General features: G+C 58.9%; 13 protein-coding genes. 2 read left to right on the forward strand and 11 right to left on the reverse strand.

All coding sequences use genetic code 11. The annotated features are described in order from the left end of the window. Positions 1 to 16: 16 nt before the first annotated feature. Genes Q0899_RS01975 through Q0899_RS01985 form a run of 3 tightly spaced genes read right to left on the reverse strand, consistent with a single transcriptional unit; the run spans position 17 to position 3164 of the window. Positions 17 to 1738 carry a hypothetical protein gene (locus Q0899_RS01975; RefSeq protein ID WP_299190966.1) on the reverse strand — a complete coding sequence of 574 codons (1722 nt, stop codon included), beginning with the start codon at positions 1736 to 1738 and terminating at the stop codon, positions 17 to 19. Then, a complete protein-coding gene (locus Q0899_RS01980) occupies positions 1735 to 1935 on the reverse strand; it encodes a hypothetical protein (RefSeq protein WP_299190967.1) in 201 nt (66 codons plus the stop codon). The genes Q0899_RS01975 and Q0899_RS01980 overlap by 4 nt, the downstream gene beginning before the upstream one ends. After that, a complete protein-coding gene (locus Q0899_RS01985; protein ID WP_299190968.1) occupies positions 1932 to 3164 on the reverse strand; it encodes a phosphatase PAP2 family protein in 1233 nt (410 codons plus the stop codon). Before Q0899_RS01985 ends, Q0899_RS01980 begins: the two co-directional genes overlap by 4 nt. A 155-nt stretch (positions 3165 to 3319) precedes the next feature. Between Q0899_RS01985 and Q0899_RS01990 the strand changes: the two genes are divergently transcribed. Then, a complete protein-coding gene (locus Q0899_RS01990) occupies positions 3320 to 4891 on the forward strand; it encodes a hypothetical protein (RefSeq protein WP_299190969.1) in 1572 nt (523 codons plus the stop codon). Positions 4892 to 5156: 265 nt separating this feature from the next. Here the strand turns inward: Q0899_RS01990 and Q0899_RS01995 are convergent, their stop codons facing one another. Genes Q0899_RS01995 through Q0899_RS02015 form a run of 5 tightly spaced genes read right to left on the reverse strand, consistent with a single transcriptional unit; the run spans position 5157 to position 10039 of the window. Next, the gene (locus Q0899_RS01995) at positions 5157 to 5714 is read right to left on the reverse strand and encodes an ABC-type transport auxiliary lipoprotein family protein (RefSeq protein WP_299190970.1); all 558 of its coding nucleotides are present in this window, start codon (positions 5712 to 5714) and stop codon (positions 5157 to 5159) included. Between the two features lie 4 nt (positions 5715 to 5718). Beyond that, positions 5719 to 8133, reverse strand: coding sequence for an MlaD family protein (locus tag Q0899_RS02000; protein ID WP_299190971.1), 2415 nt, complete (start codon positions 8131 to 8133; stop codon positions 5719 to 5721). Next, complete coding sequence (locus Q0899_RS02005; RefSeq protein WP_299190972.1) at positions 8134 to 8778, reverse strand: paraquat-inducible protein A; 645 nt, start codon at positions 8776 to 8778, stop codon at positions 8134 to 8136. After that, positions 8775 to 9410 carry a paraquat-inducible protein A gene (locus Q0899_RS02010; RefSeq protein ID WP_299190973.1) on the reverse strand — a complete coding sequence of 212 codons (636 nt, stop codon included), beginning with the start codon at positions 9408 to 9410 and terminating at the stop codon, positions 8775 to 8777. The genes Q0899_RS02005 and Q0899_RS02010 overlap by 4 nt, the downstream gene beginning before the upstream one ends. Before the next feature lie 32 nt (positions 9411 to 9442). Beyond that, positions 9443 to 10039 (reverse strand): TetR/AcrR family transcriptional regulator, encoded by a 597-nt coding sequence (locus Q0899_RS02015; RefSeq protein ID WP_299190974.1) that lies wholly within the window; start codon positions 10037 to 10039, stop codon positions 9443 to 9445. A gap of 124 nt (positions 10040 to 10163) precedes the next feature. On the opposite strand from Q0899_RS02015, the gene Q0899_RS02020 reads away from it, so the two are divergent. Continuing rightward, positions 10164 to 11453, forward strand: a complete 1290-nt coding sequence (locus Q0899_RS02020; RefSeq protein WP_299190975.1) for an acetylornithine deacetylase/succinyl-diaminopimelate desuccinylase family protein — start codon at positions 10164 to 10166, stop codon at positions 11451 to 11453. Positions 11454 to 11556: 103 nt separating this feature from the next. Here the strand turns inward: Q0899_RS02020 and Q0899_RS02025 are convergent, their stop codons facing one another. The 3 genes from Q0899_RS02025 to panB form a co-directional block, all read right to left on the reverse strand. Beyond that, on the reverse strand, positions 11557 to 11733 hold the full coding sequence (locus Q0899_RS02025) for a hypothetical protein (protein ID WP_298292206.1): 177 nt from the start codon (positions 11731 to 11733) through the stop codon (positions 11557 to 11559). Between the two features lie 61 nt (positions 11734 to 11794). Beyond that, positions 11795 to 12640, reverse strand: coding sequence for a pantoate--beta-alanine ligase (gene panC, locus Q0899_RS02030; protein ID WP_298292204.1), 846 nt, complete (start codon positions 12638 to 12640; stop codon positions 11795 to 11797). Continuing rightward, positions 12640 to 13476 carry a 3-methyl-2-oxobutanoate hydroxymethyltransferase gene (gene panB / locus Q0899_RS02035; protein ID WP_299190976.1) on the reverse strand — a complete coding sequence of 279 codons (837 nt, stop codon included), beginning with the start codon at positions 13474 to 13476 and terminating at the stop codon, positions 12640 to 12642. The genes panC and panB overlap by 1 nt, the downstream gene beginning before the upstream one ends. Between the last annotated feature and the right edge of the window lie 76 nt (positions 13477 to 13552).

Consider the following 13552-nt stretch of genomic DNA (forward strand, 5'->3'; position numbering starts at 1 on the left):
CACGGGGCGTTTTGCTTCACAGGTTCAGATATGCATCCCTGAGATCCTTGGGACTGGTCGCCGGCAATTTGCCCTTCGATAGCAACATGGCAATCTCTCGCGTGACTTGCGGGCAGGCGACGCTGGTGCCATCCAGGGCCTGCCGGCTTCCTGACAACGAACCCATGCAGACCATGCCCGGCAACTCGGGGCTGCGGTCCGAGGGCGCAACCTTGTCGCCCTCCAGCGGTCTGCCCTGATCAGGCCGGCCCAAACTGGAATAGGGGGCAGGGGGCTGATCGGCATTGTCATAGCTGCCGCCAACCCTGATCTGAAGCCCGCCATTGGCAAAGGCATTGACCGAGCCGGTGCGCTGCACGCCCGTTGCCGTTCCGGGAGGATCATGCAATATCTTTCGGCCGGTTTCGTCATAGACCCGATATGCATCGTCGCGGAGATTGGACTGCCGCCCGCCGCCGCCAAAGCCACGCACGGCGTCATCGCGCTGGACATATGTATGCACCAACCCTCGATCCGCCGTGTCGACTGATACCTGCCAGGTCCCGGCGCTGATATAGGGCGCACCGACCTCTTGAGGGACTGTGGGCGGCACAACCAAGGTGATCAGTTCTCTCCCGCCTGCGTCAGAGGGGTGCCATTGCAGATAGGCCCGGCCAACCTCCTGTCCGTCGATTTGAAGAACCTGATAACTGCCGTGGCTTTCGAAATCGGTCCGTTCCGGGCGGGGGGCATTGGGGAGATCCACCACTAGCTGCATCGGGTCCTTTGGCTGCGCGTCCAGATGCGAGCCCCAGAATTCAACAAAGCTGGGAGTCGGGTCGTCTGGTTGCAGCTGCCATCCCAAGGTGGCGTCTGTGCCGGGATCAAGGACCCCGTGCAGCTGATTGAGCCGCTGGTTGCCCATCGGCAGCACAAAGGTCACCGGCCCGATATCCGTGCCGGTTTGGGCGGAGACCGCGTCCATGAATGCCTCGATCGCACCGGAGCCGTCTTTGGGACCGGCGCTCAGCCCATAGCTGAGGTTGATCACCAACGGCAGTTTGACAGACCCTTCCGCCAGCTTTTGCTTCTTCTCCAGCCAACGGCAGAGCCTGCGGGTGCGATGCACCAGATGCAGGACGCCCATGATGATGTAGATGGGGGAGAATGTGCCGAGGGTATCGCGGGTCACCTCTGGCGGCAGGCTGACGGCCATCACAGGAAAGTTGGGCGCGTCTTTGTCGTCAGGCTCAAATCCGGCGGCAAGATCGACCACGCCCGAGCCGTGGTTTGCAGAAAAAGCGCCGCTTTGAATGCTGCCGCGGCCGAAGTCTATTGCGCCTGTCGCGCGATAGAGGCTGTCTTCATCTGGCAATTCGGACGTGTTCAACTTGCCCAGGAGGTTCGAAATCTGCGCGCCGCGCAGCTCTCGCCCGAAGGGGAGGTCCGCCCCGACGCTGCCGGGTGGCGACGGGTCCGTTGCAGCCCCTTGCATCCAGATAGAAGCGACGCGCGCGGTTTTGCCCTTCAGGGTCAGCCGTTGATGCGCGAATGGCATGGCGTCATCAATCACGCCAATCACCACCGCTTTGCCGAGCTTCTTTGGAATGGCGTCATCGCTGAGATATGCGAACTCATCAGTGGACTCGGACGTCGGGTCATAGGCTTTGGGGGCGAGGTTCAGCGTGTCGCTGACCGCGATCCCGTCCAGATGTTTCAGCATATCGCCAAACGCACCTGCCATGGATCTGGCGCTCATCGTTTGAACGCCCGTTCCACAAGCTCATCCACATTGGTGCTCAGGGCCGTTGTGACCTCGATCAGGCATTTGCGGCTGACCTCATGTCCGCAGGCGGGGCAAGTCCCCTCCTGATCATCGAGCCAGTAATGCGCATAGGGCGACGTGTCATTGTCAAAGCTCTTACGGTCAGCGGGGGCGGGGTCTTTCCAACTCACGTCCATCTGCTGTCCCACTCTTTGACGGCGCCGTCCCAGATGTTTTGCAGCATAGGGGCAGGGGTGACAGTGATAGGTTTCAGCTCGGCGACGCTTTTGTCGTTGCCGCCCATCAACTTGTGCAGCTCGCCAAAATGGAAGTCGCGTGTGTTTTTGCCGTCATGGTAGTCATGGCCCCCAAAGCTACGTGGGGTGACGGTCTGCGCCCCGTCGCGTGCGCGCGACGCCAGGTATTGGCCCAAAGTGATGCCAAGAACAGCGCCCGCGGCGCTGTCAGATGGGAAGTGCACGCCCGCGACTGTCCGGTTCGCCGCAATGCGCGCTGCCATCCGGTAGTATTGGCTTTCCGGGTCGATCTCAGCAGGGCTTGTGTCGCCCGCCGCCAGCTCGGTCATCAGCGTCGCCACCAGGAAAGATTGCGTCGAGTGCCCGCTGGGGAAGGTGGCATGATCCGGCGTCTGGATCATTGGCTGCAGCCGGTCTGAAAACGCCACTGGGCGCGGGCAGCCCAAGGTCAGCTTCATTTCCATTGCGACAACGGAGGCAAGATAAATGCCGGTGAACAGCAATTCCATCGTCGCCGACGACCGGTTGGGGTGTAGCTGTGATATCGCCCCGAAGTAGGACATGATGTCGTCCAGTTGGGTGTGAATTTCCGGCAAGCGGTCGCCGCGCAACTCGGCGTAGTTGGCCACCATCGAAAGATCCCGTTTGAAGTCATCATCCGACGGGCGCGACAGCCCCACCAGCCTTGAGAAGGTAATCTCAAAGTCATCCTTCTTCTTTTTGGACTTCGTGGCGCAATATAGGGTTGAGGACGCCAAATCGCCCTTAGGCCAGTCCGGGTCTTTGACGAATTTCAGATCATTGAGAAGTTCGGACGCCATAACGGCGCGTTTGTGGTCCCCGGTCAGTCGGGCATAACGCTCGAACTTGGAGAGCGGTGTGAACGAACCGCCGATGCCAGCAATTGTCTCTGTCCCGATGATGCCTTCGCGGGCGCGCGACAGGGCTGTCGACAAGAGGGGTGAGGCAAAGCTGCCGGCATGGCTGCTTCCGGTATTGCCTGTGTTACCGGTGTTTCCCGTATTCCCAGTATTGCCCGTGTTACCGGTGTTTCCCGTATTTCCGGTGTTACCGGTGTTACCGGTGTTACCGGTGTTACCCGTATTGCCTGTGTTACCCGTATTGCCTGTGTTGCCGGTATTCCCGGTGTTAAAAAACGACACTTTTCGTCCCCCACTTAAAATTACTTTATAAGTCAATTTGTCGGTATTACCGTCAATGCCGCGAGCGTAGCGCTGTTTTGGAAAACAAATCAATCGTGGATGTAGAGTGCACGGTACGGGCCATTTGCCCTGTTTTGTGATATATTGGGACTATTATGGCCAAAATTACACTTGATCTGGTCGGTCCCGTTACGGTCAGGGGACCTGACGGCGCGGATTTGACCCCGGGCAGTATGAAAGCGCGTGGTTTGCTGGCGTCGCTCGGAACGTCGCGCCATATGCGGATGAACCGCTCGAAGCTGCAAGACCGCTTGTGGAGCGCCAGCCCGCCAGAACAAGGCGGCAACAGCCTGCGTCAATGTTTGACTGAAATTCGGCGCTCCTTCGGCATACATCGTGATGCGTTGCAGTCATCCGGGGGGCTTGCCTGGCTCGACCCCGATCTGATTGACGTTGTGTTACGCCCGGTCGAGGCCGACCAAATCGGCGCCAGCGAGTTTGCCGAAGATCTTGATATCCGGGACCCGGAATTTGAGGACTGGCTGCGGCAGGCGCGGCTGCAATTTACCAGCCAGCAGACATCGGCGCCGCCAAATCTCGGCTCTGAGATTGTGTTGGACGATGTCCCTGTGCCCGTCTTCATCATCGCGCCAACGGCAACGGGGCGCCCCGAGCTGGACGCGATGAGCGACATGGTGGTGCGCGACGGCGCGCAGCAGGCCGCGGAGTTTTTGTCGGCACTGATATATGATGAAGCACAATACACGGGGACAACCCAACAAGCGCTGCGCCTGTCGTGCAAGGCGATAGGTTTTGGCGATGTGCTTTCCATGCAGGTGGATGTCAGCCACCTGGCGACGGGGCGCCAAATTTGGGGAAGAAGCATCAACATTGATGCCAGCGACGCAGTCGATCAGCGGCAGAAACTGTCAGCAGAACTGACTTTGGCGCTGTTGAATTACGAATTCGGGGCAGGGGGAGCCCATGAGGACCGCGCCTCACTGCGCGACATCTTCTCATTCGAGCCGGACCGGTTGTTCCGCGCCGAACGCGCATTGCGCATCGACGAGGGCGACCCGCGTAGCCGGGCCACCCGGCTGGCCCTCCGCGCGTTTGTACACAACACCATCTATTTCGAACGTTTGACCGATGACGGGCAAAGCCTTCTGGATGAAGCGACCGCGTTTTGCCGCGAGGCTTACGATCTGGAGCCGCAAAATTCAGTGGTTCTGGCGGTTAGCTCTCTTCTCGCATTTAGAACAAAGCAGTTGGAGCTGGCCTTTGACCTTGCCACCCAAGCGGTACGAGCCAACCCTGCAAACCCACTGAGCCGCTACAGCATGGCGAGCGCCTATACCGGCAATGGAGAGCATGAAACCGCTTTTCAGGAAGCAAAACTTGCATTGTCCAGCCCGCTCACCGCGCTCAACCCCGCAATCTGGCTTATGGGATGTTCTGTTTCCGCCGTCCGCGCCGACCGACTGGAAGAGGCGCTGCGATATGCCACGACAGCGCATGGCTATGCGCCAGAGTTCCGACCAGCGCTGCGCGCCATGGCGGCATTGCATTTTAGAAACGGTGATGAGGAGGCGACTGTGAGAGCCTTAACCCGTCTGCAGCAGCTCGAACCCGATTTTTCGCTAAAACTGATGGCGACCGATTCGTACCCTGTACCCTCTCTCCGGGCCGCTGGACTGCTCCAAGTGACCACATCAGGGCTGATTTGACGCGATATGGGGTAATTTAATTTTCCATTTACGGATTTTTAACGGTTTACCCAAGGTAAATTCACAACCCATTCACGGCGATGAGAGATGCTGGTCTTGTCAGCAATTACGGTTGATGAGGCCGACGACACTTTTGTTACCCAGTACTTCGGTACGAGTATTTTATTACCTAGCAATTTATCCCCGTGTCGTCGGCCATAATTCCCAGAAAACCCGTCAATCGCATTACGATTGGCGGGTTTGCCCATTTTAGGCGGATTGCAGCTTATTTGAGGCCGTTACGTGCGATGAATTTTGCCAAGTCGAGAACAACCTGCCCGCGGGCTGCTGCTATGGCGGCAGGACCGCCTTCCAAATCGAAGGGCGCCGACTGTTCAAACAAGCCTGATCTTTCCCGACCTTCTTCGACCGCAACGAAATATTGACCTGAGGCGCGGAATATCCCGTCTGACCCGGCCAACAGTTCCTCAAACCGGATTTCCAAACGTGCGTCGGGGAAGGCTTCAAATGGCCACGGGTCCGACGCAATGCGGGCACCGGTCAATTTTGACAGGTTGCGGGTCATATCCAGCGCGATTGCACGCTCGGGCGCATCCGCCCACAACACGCTTGTTGAACTCTTCAGCACGCCACCTTCGCCTTCGAGGGTGATCTCATCGGCTGCGGCATAGCTGGGTAGGGTCACATCGCGAATTTCCACCGACCCAAACCCGATACGTATGGTTTCCGTGACGGCGGGCGGCGCCGCTGTGTAGCGGTCAGCATCTCCGCCGCACGCACCAAGGGCCATGACGGCGGCTAGAGCAAATCGGGTCCTAAACATGAAACTAGCGTCCTCTGACCAACGAGCTTGGGTTACGCTCAATTGTTTTGGCCAGAGACGCAAGCGCCTTGGCGGCTTTTTGGATATCGCGCAATGCGGCTTCAACATCGCGGCTGATCTCCTCGCCCTTGTCGAAACCGCGTATCGTGGTGCTGGCCTGATTGAGCACACTGGACATCCGCGTCATAAGCGCCGGCAGGTCGTCTGCCGCAACGGCGACAGCATCGGCGGCAGAGCGGGCGGAGGCCAACGTGGCATTGGCATTTTCGATAACGCCGCCTTCGCGGATCGCTTTCAGGGTTGCCTCGATCTCCAACAATGCGGCGCTCAGATCAGCTGGCAAGGCCTTGAACGCATCGGTGCCAATGACCGTATCAGCCGTTGCGGCTAGGTCGGTCAGTTCCTGAACCAGCGTATCGACGGGCAGGGCTTCGGCCTTGTCAGCGACTGCTTGGAATGACGCGAGCAACTCCGGCACGCCTTCTGCCGCGCTGGTGACGCCTTTTGCAGCGTTGCCAGCCTGGTCCACGGCGTCACGCAGGCGTTGAACGAGCTGCTCTTCCTCGATGCTGGTGAGCAGCTTGTTGGCATTCTCGAGCAATCCGCCGTTCTGGCGTAATGCTTGAAGGGTGCTTTCAACTTCGCCAAGGGCGGCACTGAGGTCACCGGGCAATGCTTGCGTGGCTTCGCTTTTGAGAAGCGTGTCCGCGCTTGCGGCAACGCGCGCCAGTTCCGCCATCAATTCTTCCGCTGGCAGGGCTGTGGCCTTGTCAGCGAGCGCGGTGACCGAAGTCAGCAGCGCGGGCAGACCAACAATGGCTGTATCAACGCCTTCCGCGGCCACTGTAGCAGCGTCTACCGCCTTGCCAAGGCGGGTGACCAGCTGCTCCTGCTCCAATTGGGCGACGATTTTTTCGATCCGTTCCAAAGTGGCGTTTAACACGACAGGCACGTTTTGAATTTCGTCCGAGGTCACGAGGCCGCGGACATCGCCCAACAGACCCACAACTTCGGCAGGCGCGTCTTGCAGGTCTTCATTGCCAACGAATGTTCGCGCCGCATTCAGAAAACCAATGGCGGAGTCCAACAATTCTTCGATTGGCAGATTGTTAATGCGCGTGATGACGCCCTCGACGGTACCTGCCGCGTCTGTGATCTGCCCGGCCGTCGTAGGTAGCTGCGGGATCTCCGCGTTCATGTCGAATTCCGCATCTGCCGCATCCTCGATCTGAAGAAACTCTACCTTCAGCCCGCCGGTCAACAGGCTGGCAGAGGTCAACCGTGCGCGGAAGCCTTCCCGCACCCGCCCGGCAAGGAAGTTCAGCGCCGCGGCGGGGGATGGGGTCGATTCCAAGCCAAGCTTGGCCGGCTGAATGGCCAGTGTCGCGTTCAAGCGCACGCGCCCGTCGCCAAACTGCGCCCGGTCGACAATGCCCGACACGCTTTGCACTTCGCCGATCTTCAGCCCGCTGAGCTCTACGGCGGCGCCCACGGCCAGACCCGACACGTTGTCATCAAAGATCGCGTTGACCTGCAGCGTTTCCACCTCAGAGGCGTTGAAGACAGAATTTCGCGCGGTTTCCTCGTCAACGTTGATCAAGAAAGTTTCGCCATCGGGGACCCGCTCCCCACCGGACACAAACGTATCAAATGAAATGCCGCCAGAGATGAGCGTGGCCAACGAGGTAAAGTCGATCTCCGCGCCGGAGGCACCAATGGATACGCTGAAGCCGGACGTTTCCCAGAAACGGGTCGATGCGGTGATCAACCGCCCGTGCGGCTCATAGATGATGGCCTCGGCAATGGCATAGTTGGTGCGCGGTGAGATACGCGCCTTGCCGACGCGCCCAACTTCGATGCCGCGAAAGAAAATCGGGGCGTTTTCGGTCAACTGACCGTTGGCAGTGGCCCGCAAAGCGATCTCAAGGCCCGGTTTGCTGGGCCGAAACAGCGGTGCATCTTCAAGCCCGCGGAATTCAGATGCGGCCTCGCCAATCTCGCTGTCCCACGAGCCTTCGATGAAGACACCTGAAAGAACAGTGTCCAGCCCGCTGACCCCGCGCGCTGTCAGTTCGGGACGGACCACCCAGAATGTGGACCCGTTGTCGACGTAAGGCGCGACGTTCTTGTCCAACCGCACTGTCGCCAGAACTGTGCCCAACCCGTCGGTGAAGCTAACATCTTCGACAACGCCCACGGCAATGTCGCGGTATTTCAGTAAGGTCTCATCCTTTGAAATCCCGGCCCCATTCTCGAACTCGATCGTGATCACCGGTCCGCGGTTGGAATAGCTTTGCCATGCCACGCCCAGGGCAATGGCGAGGGCGATCAGCGGGATGAACCAGACAAAAGAGACCTGCGAAAAGACGCCGCCGCTGCGGGCAGGCTCGATCTTCACCTCTGTGGGCGTCTTTGCCATCTATTCCTCCCCCTCGACATCAGCCTTTTGAGCATCCCAAATCAGGCGCGAGTCAAAGCTCTGCGCAGACAACATGGTGAAAATCACCGAGAGCGCAAAGAACAGGCTCGCCGGACCGGGGGTGACCGACGCGAGCGTGTTGAGTTGCACAAGCGAGGACATGATCGCAACCACAAAGATGTCAATCATCGACCAGCGACCGATATACTCCACAACCTCGTACAGTATCTGACGCTGGCGGCGGGTTGCGGTATCGACCCGTTTGACGCTGATGGCCAGATAGGCGATTGCGAAGAACTTCCCAAGCGGGATGACCACGCTGGCAAACAAAATGATCAGCGCCACACCGACCGCGTCATGGGTCAAAAGTTCGACCGCGCCGCCTACGATCGTATCCTCTTGAACCTGAAACAGGGTGCGGGTGCGCAGCATCGGAAACAGGTTGGCAGGGATGTAGCACATGAAGCCGACAAACCACCACGCCCAGACCCGCTGAAGGCTCTTATGGTCACGCGAGATGAGTGTTTTGCCGCAGCGGCCGCAGGTGGTTGTCCCTGTGGGCCAAACCTGAGTGCAGCGACGGCACCCCACCACGCCCAGCTCGCGCGCCGTGGCCACGTCGAACATGTCTGGTGCAAGGCTCATTTTCGCAGCCCGTCCAGCGACTTCCAGACAGTCCAGCGACACATGAACCGGTCCTGGGCAACGACCAGCAACACAAGCAGCGCGAACATCCAAAACGCCGGGCCAAAAGTGACATCCGCCAAATCGGTCAGTTTGACCAATGCCACGGCACAGCCAATGGCGAAAATCTCGGCCATGGACCAGGGCCGCAGCGCCTCGGCCAGGCGAAACGCTTGACGCGATCCCCTTGCAGGCATCCGATCCAACACAACAGGAACCAAGACATAAAGCGCCAACAGCACGCGAAGCAGCGGTATGAAAATGATCAGCGCCGCAGTTGACAGCGCAAGCGCCACCAGTGGCCCATCACTAAAGGCGAGGGCCGCATCAAGAATTGAAACCGAGTTGGAGTTTCCCGCCGCCCTGAGTGTCAGAAATGGGAAAACTGTCGCCGCGATGACCAGCACCACAATCGCCAGCGAGACCGCTATGATTTGCAGTCCGGCCTTGGCGCGCGGGGCGATCAGCACGGTGTGACAACGCACACACACCGCCCGTTCCCCAGTACGAGGCCGCTCAAGCTTATAGGCTGCATCGCAATGCGGGCAGACGATAAGGTCGGTGATTGGCTGTGGCGGCGGCAGGCTGGTCATTGGGCAAGACTAATTCAGCCGGTCGTAATGATCTATAGGGGTTTGATCCGCGCCCGGAGGCCGGCGACCGCGGCCTCGAAGCGGGACATGTCACCCTCTGCCCGCGCGCTGACTTGTGCGCCCTCTGCCAAGGCAAGCGTTGCCGGACCTTCTTGCGCGGGGTCGTTTGGAGCAGCAATTGTCCCATCGGCGGCGCCGGCCTCAAATACGGAGGCCAGCCAGTCGAATGTCATCGCGCGGAACGCCGCGATGTCGCGTTGAACATCTGGGGTCAGGCCGTCTCGCCCCATTGCCAAGGCCACGCAAAGGCACAACGTTTTAGAGCCGTTTACCGCGTCGCGGTGCATGTCCAAAAACCCTTCTAGCCGCTCTCCACCGGATGCGGATTGTGCGTCTATTGTCGCATAATGCGCCTCGACCCGTTCGCGGTAGCGCTTCATCAGTGCGGCGATCAGATCCGCCTTGGAAGCGAAATGGTGGTGGATGGAGGCTTTGCGGATGCCTACGACTTCGCTCAGATCGGCATAGCTAAAGCCGTCATGCCCGCGTGCGCGGGCCACCTGCTCGGCGGCGTCCAAGAGGGCGGTTTTGGTATCAATCGGCTTGGTCATGACATCGATATTAGGCATGTCGTGTAAGGGTCTGCAATGGGGATGAATACGCCAAATTGCCTGAGCGACAACCGGGGTCTCCCTATTGTCGCACGGGGCAAAGCGGTCTAGCGTTTCGACGGCATCCAACACAGGCGTATTCATGGCAGTTTCCCCCTCGCAGTTTGACAGTCTGGCCGCTCGAATTGAGGGCAAACGCGATGATCTCATTGCGTTGACCCAGGATTTGGTGCGCATTCCTACGTTGAACCCACCTGGGGAAAATTATCGTGAGATTTGCGGATATTTGGCTGAGCGAATGGCCAAGTCCGGGTTTGAGGTCGCGCTGATCCGCGCCGAGGGAACGCCAGGAGATTCGAAGAAATATCCGCGCTGGAACGTCGTTGCGCGCCGCGACGGTGCGCATCCCGGCGAATGTGTGCATTTCAATTCCCATACGGATGTTGTCGAGGTGGGGCAGGGTTGGACCACCGATCCATTCGGCGCTGCATTGATTGACGGCAAGATATACGGGCGCGGGACCTGCGATATGAAAGGTGGTCTTGCGGCCTCGATCATCGCAGTGGAGGCGTTTGTAGAGGCATTTCCAGATTACAGCGGATCTATCGAGATTTCGGGCACGGCTGACGAGGAAACGGGCGGCTATGGCGGTGTCGCCTACCTGGCCGAGAAGGGCCATTACAAACACGTGGACCACGTCATCATTCCCGAGCCACTGCAAAAAGACCGCATCTGCCTGGGGCATCGCGGCGTGTGGTGGGCAGAGATCGAAACCCATGGCGAGATCGCGCATGGCTCGATGCCGTTTCTGGGCGATTGTGCCGTGCGCCATATGGGGGCTGTGCTTGCCGAGATGGAAGAGAGCCTTTACCCACTTCTGGCCTCCAAACGTACGGACATGCCGGTTGTGCCGGAGGGCGCAAAACAATCGACGATGAACATCAACTCATTCCATGGCGGGCAGGCCGAGCCGGAACCTGATTTCACCGGATTGCCATCGGCTTGCGTACCGGACAGGGCCAAGATGATCATCGACCGGCGCTACTTGATTGAGGAAAGCGAAGAGGAGGTTAGGGCTGAAGTCGTGGGACTGCTGGACAAGCTGAAAGAAGAACGACCGAATTTCAGCTACGCTATCAACGAATTGTGGAGCGTCGCCCCGACAATGACCGAAAAGGACGCCCCTGTGGTCGCGTCAGTGCAATCGGCTGTACAAGCTGTGCTTGGCAAGCAAGCGGAATATGTGGTCAGCCCGGGGACCTATGATCAAAAGCATATCGATCGGATAGGGCGGCTAAAGAACTGTATCGCTTATGGTCCGGGGCTGCTGGAGCTTGCGCATAAGCCGGATGAATATGTGGGCGTGGACGACATGTTGGACAGCGCCAAAGTCATGGGCCATTGCCTGATGGACTTGCTGTTACCTGATTGAGCTAACGCGCACGACAATTTTGCGTTCTTGAAGGGGTTTCACCCCTTCGCCACGCGGGCAAAACCCCGCGCATATTTCGGGCAGAAAGAAGCTGGGCGCAGGCTTATTTCTTATCGCGCGCGGCTTTCTCTTCCTTGGTCAGCTTATTGTTCCACACGTTGTTGCTGAGGCCCAATTCAGGCTTGAGCGGTTTGGTCTTTCCAACTTTGACCTCGCCTCCCTTGTTCAGAAATTCCTGAATAAGCGCATCATCTGTGGTGGGTTTTGGGACATGTTTCATGGGAGCGAGCTTAGGCATTGAAAATAGAATGCGCAATGCGCCGTGATCTGTGCGCCAAACGCTAACCAACCGCAATATTGTCGATCAGCCTGACCCCGGCCAGCCAGGCCGCGGCCAGCAGGCGGGCCGGGCGATCAGCTGTCTGCAACAGTTCCAGCGTGTCAGCGGAGCGCAATTCGAGATACTCGACCTCTGTGAAGCCGGCACGGTCGATGCGGGAAATAGCCTCTGTTTTCAGGGTTTCAAAATCTCCTCCTCTCAGGAGGCCGTCAGCCATTTCTTCCATTGCACGGTTCAGCTCGGGCGCCCATGTCCGGGCGCGGTCGGACAGCAACAGGTTGCGCGATGACATGGCCAGGCCGTCTTCCTCGCGGATAGTGGGGCACGGAACAACGGCAGTGCCCAAATCCAGATCCGCCGACAGCCGAGTGACGACCTGCAGCTGTTGGTAGTCTTTCTCCCCGAAATAGGCGCGGTCGGCCATCGATTGTGTGAAGAGCTTGGTGACAACCGTCGCGACCCCGTCAAAGTGGCCCGGCCGATGGGCCCCACAGAGCGCATCGGTAAGCCCGGAGACAGAAACAGTCGTTGCAAATCCATCAGGGTAGATTTCCGCGCCATCCGGGGCATAGACCGCGTCGACTTCGAAAGGGGTCAGTTTGCGGGCGTCTTCTTCTTCGGTCCGTGGGTAGTTTTCGTAGTCCTCGGGGGAGTTGAACTGCTTGGGATTGACGAACACGGTGACAATCACCCTGTCGCACTCCTTTTTCGCGGCTCGCACGAGGCTGAGATGCCCTTGATGCAGCGCGCCCATCGTTGGCACAACTCCGACTGTTTCGCCGCTTCGTTTCCAGCGTGTCGCAAGGTCGCGCAGCGCGGACCGTTTCCGGATGATAGGTGGGGTCATTATGGGGCCTTCTGTTTTGGAGCCTCGTCCGCGAAGACATGTTCGGGCGCAGGGAACGTGCGTGCCTGAACCTCCCGTGCGTAGGTATCGATTGCAGATTTAGCGTCGTCACCCAAATGGCTGTAACGTTTGACAAATTTGGCTTTGAAAGCGGTAAACAGGCCCAACATGTCGTCAACGACCAGAATTTGCCCGTCGCAGGAGGCGGAGGCCCCGATGCCGATGGTGGGGATATCAATTGCCTGGGTGATCCGGTCGGCGAGCGTTTCGGGCACTTTTTCCAAAACCACGGCGAACGCACCTGCGGCCGCAACGGCCTTTGCATCAACCATCATCTGATCCGCCGCAGGTCCGCGTCCCTGGACCTTGTAGCCGCCCAGGGTGTGGATGGATTGGGGGGTCAGCCCGATATGGGCCATCACTGGTATCCCGCGTTTGCTCAAGAATTCAATGGTTTGCGCCATGGTGCTCCCGCCTTCCAGTTTGACGGCGCCGGCCCCGGTCTCGCTCATCAGGCGGGCGGCGTTGCGAAAGGCCTGCTCGGGGCTTTCCTCGTAGGAACCAAATGGCATGTCGATCACCAACATTGAGCTGTTCAGCCCCCGACGCACCGCTTGGCCATGCAGGATCATCATCTCCATCGTCACGTCGAGAGTGGAACTTAGGCCATGCAGCACCATGCCCACCGAGTCACCCACCAACACAAAGTCGCACACCCCATCCATCAATTGGGCCATTGGCGTGGTGTATGCCGTGAGGCTGACGATCGGCGTGCCTCCCTTTCTGGCCTTGATATCTTGGGGCATTGGGGCCGTTTTTCGGGCGGTTGCGCTCATCTCGGGGGCTCCGTCAGGTTTGATAACACGCAGCGGTTAGCAATTGCGGGCGCGGGATGCCAGCTTAACTGCCTTG

The sequence above is a fragment of the uncultured Litoreibacter sp. genome (assembly GCF_947501785.1).
Classification (GTDB): domain Bacteria; phylum Pseudomonadota; class Alphaproteobacteria; order Rhodobacterales; family Rhodobacteraceae; genus Litoreibacter.

Coding starts and splice junctions, on each gene's coding strand:
- Q0899_RS02010 (WP_299190973.1), bottom strand. CDS start 9,410: ATGACCAGCCTGCCGCCGCCACAGCCAATCACCGACCTTATCGTCTGC.
- panB (WP_299190976.1), bottom strand. CDS start 13,476: ATGAGCGCAACCGCCCGAAAAACGGCCCCAATGCCCCAAGATATCAAG.
- Q0899_RS02020 (WP_299190975.1), top strand. CDS start 10,164: ATGGCAGTTTCCCCCTCGCAGTTTGACAGTCTGGCCGCTCGAATTGAG.
- Q0899_RS01975 (WP_299190966.1), bottom strand. CDS start 1,738: ATGAGCGCCAGATCCATGGCAGGTGCGTTTGGCGATATGCTGAAACAT.
- panC (WP_298292204.1), bottom strand. CDS start 12,640: ATGACCCCACCTATCATCCGGAAACGGTCCGCGCTGCGCGACCTTGCG.
- Q0899_RS01990 (WP_299190969.1), top strand. CDS start 3,320: ATGGCCAAAATTACACTTGATCTGGTCGGTCCCGTTACGGTCAGGGGA.
- Q0899_RS02000 (WP_299190971.1), bottom strand. CDS start 8,133: ATGGCAAAGACGCCCACAGAGGTGAAGATCGAGCCTGCCCGCAGCGGC.
- Q0899_RS02025 (WP_298292206.1), bottom strand. CDS start 11,733: ATGAAACATGTCCCAAAACCCACCACAGATGATGCGCTTATTCAGGAA.
- Q0899_RS02005 (WP_299190972.1), bottom strand. CDS start 8,778: ATGAGCCTTGCACCAGACATGTTCGACGTGGCCACGGCGCGCGAGCTG.
- Q0899_RS01995 (WP_299190970.1), bottom strand. CDS start 5,714: ATGTTTAGGACCCGATTTGCTCTAGCCGCCGTCATGGCCCTTGGTGCG.
- Q0899_RS02015 (WP_299190974.1), bottom strand. CDS start 10,039: ATGCCTAATATCGATGTCATGACCAAGCCGATTGATACCAAAACCGCC.